The sequence below is a fragment of the Mesorhizobium sp. M2A.F.Ca.ET.039.01.1.1 genome (assembly GCF_003998035.1).
Taxonomy (GTDB): domain Bacteria; phylum Pseudomonadota; class Alphaproteobacteria; order Rhizobiales; family Rhizobiaceae; genus Mesorhizobium.
Map to the genome: position 1 here is coordinate 1 of NZ_RZRY01000495.1, position 4,819 is coordinate 4,819.

The window sequence follows — 4,819 nt, forward strand, 5'->3', positions numbered from 1 at the left end:
GCGTGCGGCCTGCTCGATCGCCTCGACTCCGACATGGCGCACGCCGGTGACGATCATGCGGCCTTCGATCCCTGTCTTGGCCTTGGCGCGGGCCATGCCTTCGCCCAGCGCATCGGTATAGGCTTTTGGCGAGAGGCCAGCCTTCTTCGCATGGTCCGGCGAGGTGAAGACCTCGGAATAGATGGCACCGTCGCGAGCGAGGCTGGTCAGATAATAGTCGGCGAGGCGCGCATAATCGTCTTCCGTGCGAAACAGGTCGGACGCGAAATCATAAGCGGCGAGAAAGGAGGTGAAATCGTGCCAGACGAAGGAGCCATCTTGGATATAGGGCGAAGGATCCTTGCCATATTTGCGGGCCTGGGCAACGACAAGCTCGGGGGCCGCCGCGCCTTCGATGTGGCAGTGCAGTTCGGCCTTCAAGATCATGCGGTCATTGCGCGCGGCATGCTGTTCTCGCACGGAATCTGGCCGGAAAATCATGCGGGACCTTTCTCGACCGGGTTTTGCAAGCGCGGCCGAAAACCGCGCCTTGGACAATAGCGTCGGCACCATCGATCGGCTATGGTCCCGCCGGTTTTATGACGGATCAAAATAATGTCAGTTGAGAGAACCACGGCCGCGGGCGGCATGGAAACCTCCTATGGTTTCAGGAAGGTCGGGGCAGGCGAGAAGCAGCCCCTGGTCAACGACGTCTTCCATAAGGTGGCCAATCGATACGACCTGATGAACGATCTGATGTCGGCCGGGTTGCATCGGTTGTGGAAGGACGCAATGGTCGCCTGGCTGAACCCGCCGAAACGGCCGGGCTGGAAGGTGCTCGATGTCGCCGGCGGCACCGGGGACATCGCCTTCAGGATCGTCGAGGCCAGCCATCGCCAGGCCCATGCCACCGTGCTCGACATCAACGGTTCAATGCTCTCCGTCGGCCGCGACCGCGCCGAGAAGCAGGGGCTTGCGGCAAACACCGACTTCGTCGAGGCCAATGCCGAGGAATTGCCGTTCGAGAGCGAGACCTTCGACGCCTATACGATCGCCTTCGGCATCCGCAACGTGCCGCGCATCGAGGTCGCCCTTGCCGAAGCCTATCGCGTGCTGAAGCGCGGCGGCCGGTTTCTGTGCCTTGAATTCTCGGAGGTCGAGATGCCGCTGCTCGACAAGGCCTATGAGGCCTGGTCGTTCAACGCGATCCCCAGGATCGGCAAGGCGGTGACCGGCGACGGCGAGCCCTATTCCTACCTCGTCGAATCCATCCGCAAGTTCCCCAACCAGCAGAATTTCGCGGCGATGATCGCCCGCGCCGGCTTCGATCGCGTCACCTTCCGCAACTATTCGGGCGGCATCGCCGCCCTTCATTCCGGCTGGAAGCTTTGAGGCGGGACCTTTGAAGCAGGCCCCCTTGAAACAGGCCCTCTTGAATCGGGATGGCCAATGAGCAGCGTCGGCGCCGCCTTCAGGCTCGCCCGGGCCGGCTGGGTGCTGGTCCGCGAGGGCGTCGTCGCGGCGTTGCCGGGCGAGGAGCTCTCCGGCATGCCGAAATTCGGCTGGAGCGTTGCGCGACTTTTCACCCGGCGGCGGGCGCTGAGCTATCAGCGCGGCGACAGGCTGGCGCGCGCGGTGGTGCGGCTCGGGCCTTCCTATGTCAAGCTCGGCCAGTTCCTGGCAACGCGGCCCGATGTCGTCGGCAACGACATGGCGCTCGACCTCGCGCTGTTGCAGGACAAGATGCACACCTTTCCGAAGGCGGAAGCGGTCCACGCGATCGAGGCCTCGCTCGGCCGCAGGATCGACGATCTCTATTCGAGCTTCGGTGAGCCGGTGGCGGCGGCCTCGATCGCGCAGGTGCACAGGGCCGAGGTCATGCGCGAGGGCACTGCTTCGCGCGTGGCGGTGAAGGTCATCCGGCCCGGCGTGCGGCACCGCTTCTTCCAGGACCTCGAAAGCTATTTCCTCGCCGCCCGCCTGCAGGAAAAATACATCCCATCGTCGCGCCGGCTGCGCCCGGTCGAGGTGACGCAGACGCTGGCGCAGACCACCAGGATCGAGATGGATTTGCGGCTCGAGGCGGCAGCGCTTTCGGAGCTCGGCGAGAACACCAAGGACGATCCGGGGTTCCGCGTGCCGGCAGTCGATTGGGAACGGACCGGCCGCGACGTGCTCACCATGGAGTGGATCGACGGCGTCAAGATGAACGACATCGCCGGCCTTGCTGCCGCCGGTCATGACCTCAAGGCGATCGCCACCAATCTCATCCAGTCGTTCCTCAGGCACACGCTGCGCGACGGCTTTTTCCATGCCGACATGCATCCGGGCAACCTGTTCGTCGAGGCGGACGGCACCATCGTTGCCGTCGATCTCGGCATTGCCGGGCGGCTCGGCAAGAAGGAGCGGCGCTTCCTGGCGGAGATCCTCTACGGCTTCATCGTGCGCGACTATCAGCGCGTCGCCGAAGTGCATTTCGAGGCGGGCTATGTGCCGCGCCAGCACAATGTCTCGGCCTTCGCGCAGGCGATCCGCGCCATCGGCGAGCCAATCCACGGCCAGTCGGCCGACACCATCTCGATGGCGAAGCTTTTGACGCTTCTTTTCGAGGTCACCGAGCTGTTCGACATGGCGACGCGACCGGAGCTGATCCTGTTGCAAAAGACCATGGTGGTCGTCGAAGGCGTCGCCCGCACGCTCGATCCGGCCTTCAACATGTGGAAGACCTCCGAACCGGTGGTGGGCGACTGGATCGCCGGCAATCTCGGTCCGCGCGGGCTGCTCACCGACGCGCGCGAAGGCGCCAAGGCGCTGCTGGCACTCGCCCGCCAGGCGCTGGACCTTGCCGCCCGAACCGACCGGCTGTCGCGCGAGATCGACCTGATGGCCGAGAACGGCCTGCGCTTCGACGAAGCGACCGCGCAAGCCATCGGCGAGGCTGAAGCGCGCCACACCCGGTCCGGCCGCGTGGCGCTGTGGGTGATCGCGCTGACGCTGATCTACATCGCGTGGAAATCGCTCTGATTGCTTGCAATGCTAGCATCCAATTTGCTAGCGTTGCAGGCAGTTGACGGTTGGAACGGGATCATGGGCACGATTACTGTCCGTAATCTAGCGGACGACGTGAAGCAGAGATTGCGCGAACGTGCTGCAGCACGCGGCGTGTCCATGGAAGAACAGGCGCGCGAGATCCTGGGCAGAAGCGTTCTGTCCGCAGGAGCGGCGACCGCCCCGGAGGGCGAGAGCCTTTACGCGGCGATCCGCGGTCTGGTCGAGCCGCATGGCGGCTTTGATATTGAGCTGCCACTGCGCGGCCAATCCGTGGGAAGCCGCATGACTCTCTCCGGCAAGCGCATCCTGCTGATCATCGGCGGCGGCATCGCCGCCTATAAATCGCTTGATCTGATACGGCGGCTGCGCGAGCGCGGCGCTTCTGTGCGGGTGGTGATGACCTCGGCAGCGCAGGAATTCGTCACCACGCTGTCGGTCGGCGCGCTTTCGGCCGACCACGTCTTTACCGACCTGTTCGACCGCAAGGACGAGCACGATGTCGGCCATATCAGGCTGTCGCGCGAGGCCGACCTGCTGGTCGTGGCGCCGGCCACCGCCGACCTGATGGCGAAGCTTGCCAACGGCCATGCCAATGACCTTGCCTCGACGGTGCTGCTGGCCACCGACAAGAAGGTGCTGATGGCCCCTGCAATGAACCCGAAGATGTGGGCGCACGCCGCTACACGCCGCAACCGGGCGACGCTGCAGAAGGATGGCATCGCCTTTATCGGCCCCGCCAAAGGCGAGATGGCCGAAAGCAACGAAGCGGGCGAGGGCCGCATGGCCGAACCGCTGGAGATCGTCGCCGCGATCGAGACGATGCTTGACGAGAAGCCGAAGCCGCTTGCCGGCCGCAGGATCATCGTCACCTCCGGGCCGACGCATGAGCCGATCGATCCGGTGCGTTACATCGCCAACCGCTCTTCGGGCAAGCAGGGCCATGCCATCGCGGCCGCGCTGGCAAAGCTCGGCGCCGATGTGCGGCTCGTTTCCGGTCCGGTCACCATTGCCGATCCGGCCGGCGTCGCGACCACCCATGTCGAAACGGGCGCCCAGATGAAGGAAGCGGTCGAGAGCCTGCTGCCGGCGGATGCCGCTGTCTTTGTCGCGGCGGTCGCCGACTGGCGCATGGCCAACGCCGCCGGCGAGAAGATCAAGAAGGTGGCGGGCGAGGGGCCGCCTGCGCTGCAGATGGTCGAGAACCCGGACATCCTGGCCGGCATCGGCCATCATGCGCAGAGGCCTGGCCTTGTCGTCGGCTTCGCTGCCGAAACGCAGGATCTCATCGCAAATGCCGAGGCCAAGCTCAAGAAAAAGGGCGCCGACTTCATCGTCGCCAACGACGTCTCGCATGAAAGCGGCATCGGCCCATCGGGCGTGATGGGCGGCGACCGCAACAAGGTGCGCATCGTCTCCAGGGCCGGCGTTGAGGAGTGGCCGGAGATGGGCAAGGACGAGGTGGCGGCGCGGCTTGCCGCGCTGATTGCGGAGCGGCTGCAGACCGTCGTGGTGTGAGGCCGAAACCGGCGCTTCGGTCGCCGGCCCTCGACGTCACTCCGCGGCGATGCCGGGAAGGCTCGTGTTCGCGGCGAGCCCGGCCTCGATCGACTCGGCGATGATCTTCAGGCCGAGGTCCAGCTCTTCATCGGAAATCGTCAGCGGCGGCGCGATGCGGAAGACGCCGCCCATGCCGGGAAGCTTCACGATGTTCATGCTGAGACCGCGCCGGAACGCCTCAGCCGCGATCGCGGCGCCAAGCTGATGGTCGGGGACAGGGTCCTTGCGGTCC

Annotated in this window: 3 protein-coding genes and 2 pseudogenes; 3 read left to right on the top strand and 2 right to left on the bottom strand. The window is 65.2% G+C overall.

What is annotated here, in order from left to right:
• Window positions 1-426: pseudogene (locus EOA24_RS27670) on the bottom strand (adenosine deaminase); the annotation flags it as partial.
• Window positions 427-594: 168 nt separating this feature from the next.
• Here EOA24_RS27670 and ubiE point away from each other — a divergent pair.
• From ubiE to coaBC, 3 genes are all read left to right on the top strand, one after another.
• Entirely contained in the window at window positions 595-1,371 is a 777-nt protein-coding gene (ubiE, locus tag EOA24_RS27675) for a bifunctional demethylmenaquinone methyltransferase/2-methoxy-6-polyprenyl-1,4-benzoquinol methylase UbiE (RefSeq protein ID WP_126081403.1), read from the top strand.
• Window positions 1,372-1,428: 57 nt separating this feature from the next.
• A complete protein-coding gene (gene ubiB, locus EOA24_RS27680; RefSeq protein WP_127258263.1) occupies window positions 1,429-3,003 on the top strand; it encodes a 2-polyprenylphenol 6-hydroxylase in 1,575 nt (524 codons plus the stop codon).
• A 63-nt stretch (window positions 3,004-3,066) separates the two neighbouring features.
• Entirely contained in the window at window positions 3,067-4,545 is a 1,479-nt protein-coding gene (gene coaBC / locus EOA24_RS27685) for a bifunctional phosphopantothenoylcysteine decarboxylase/phosphopantothenate--cysteine ligase CoaBC (protein WP_210213606.1), read from the top strand.
• A 36-nt stretch (window positions 4,546-4,581) separates the two neighbouring features.
• Here coaBC and EOA24_RS27690 read toward each other — a convergent pair.
• A pseudogene (locus tag EOA24_RS27690) lies at window positions 4,582-4,819 on the bottom strand (aspartate aminotransferase family protein); the annotation flags it as partial.

Excerpts from the sequence above, each read along its gene's own strand:
- coaBC (WP_210213606.1), top strand. The coding sequence starts at position 3,067 with ATGGGCACGATTACTGTCCGTAATCTAGCGGACGACGTGAAGCAGAGA.
- ubiE (WP_126081403.1), top strand. The coding sequence starts at position 595 with ATGTCAGTTGAGAGAACCACGGCCGCGGGCGGCATGGAAACCTCCTAT.
- ubiB (WP_127258263.1), top strand. The coding sequence starts at position 1,429 with ATGAGCAGCGTCGGCGCCGCCTTCAGGCTCGCCCGGGCCGGCTGGGTG.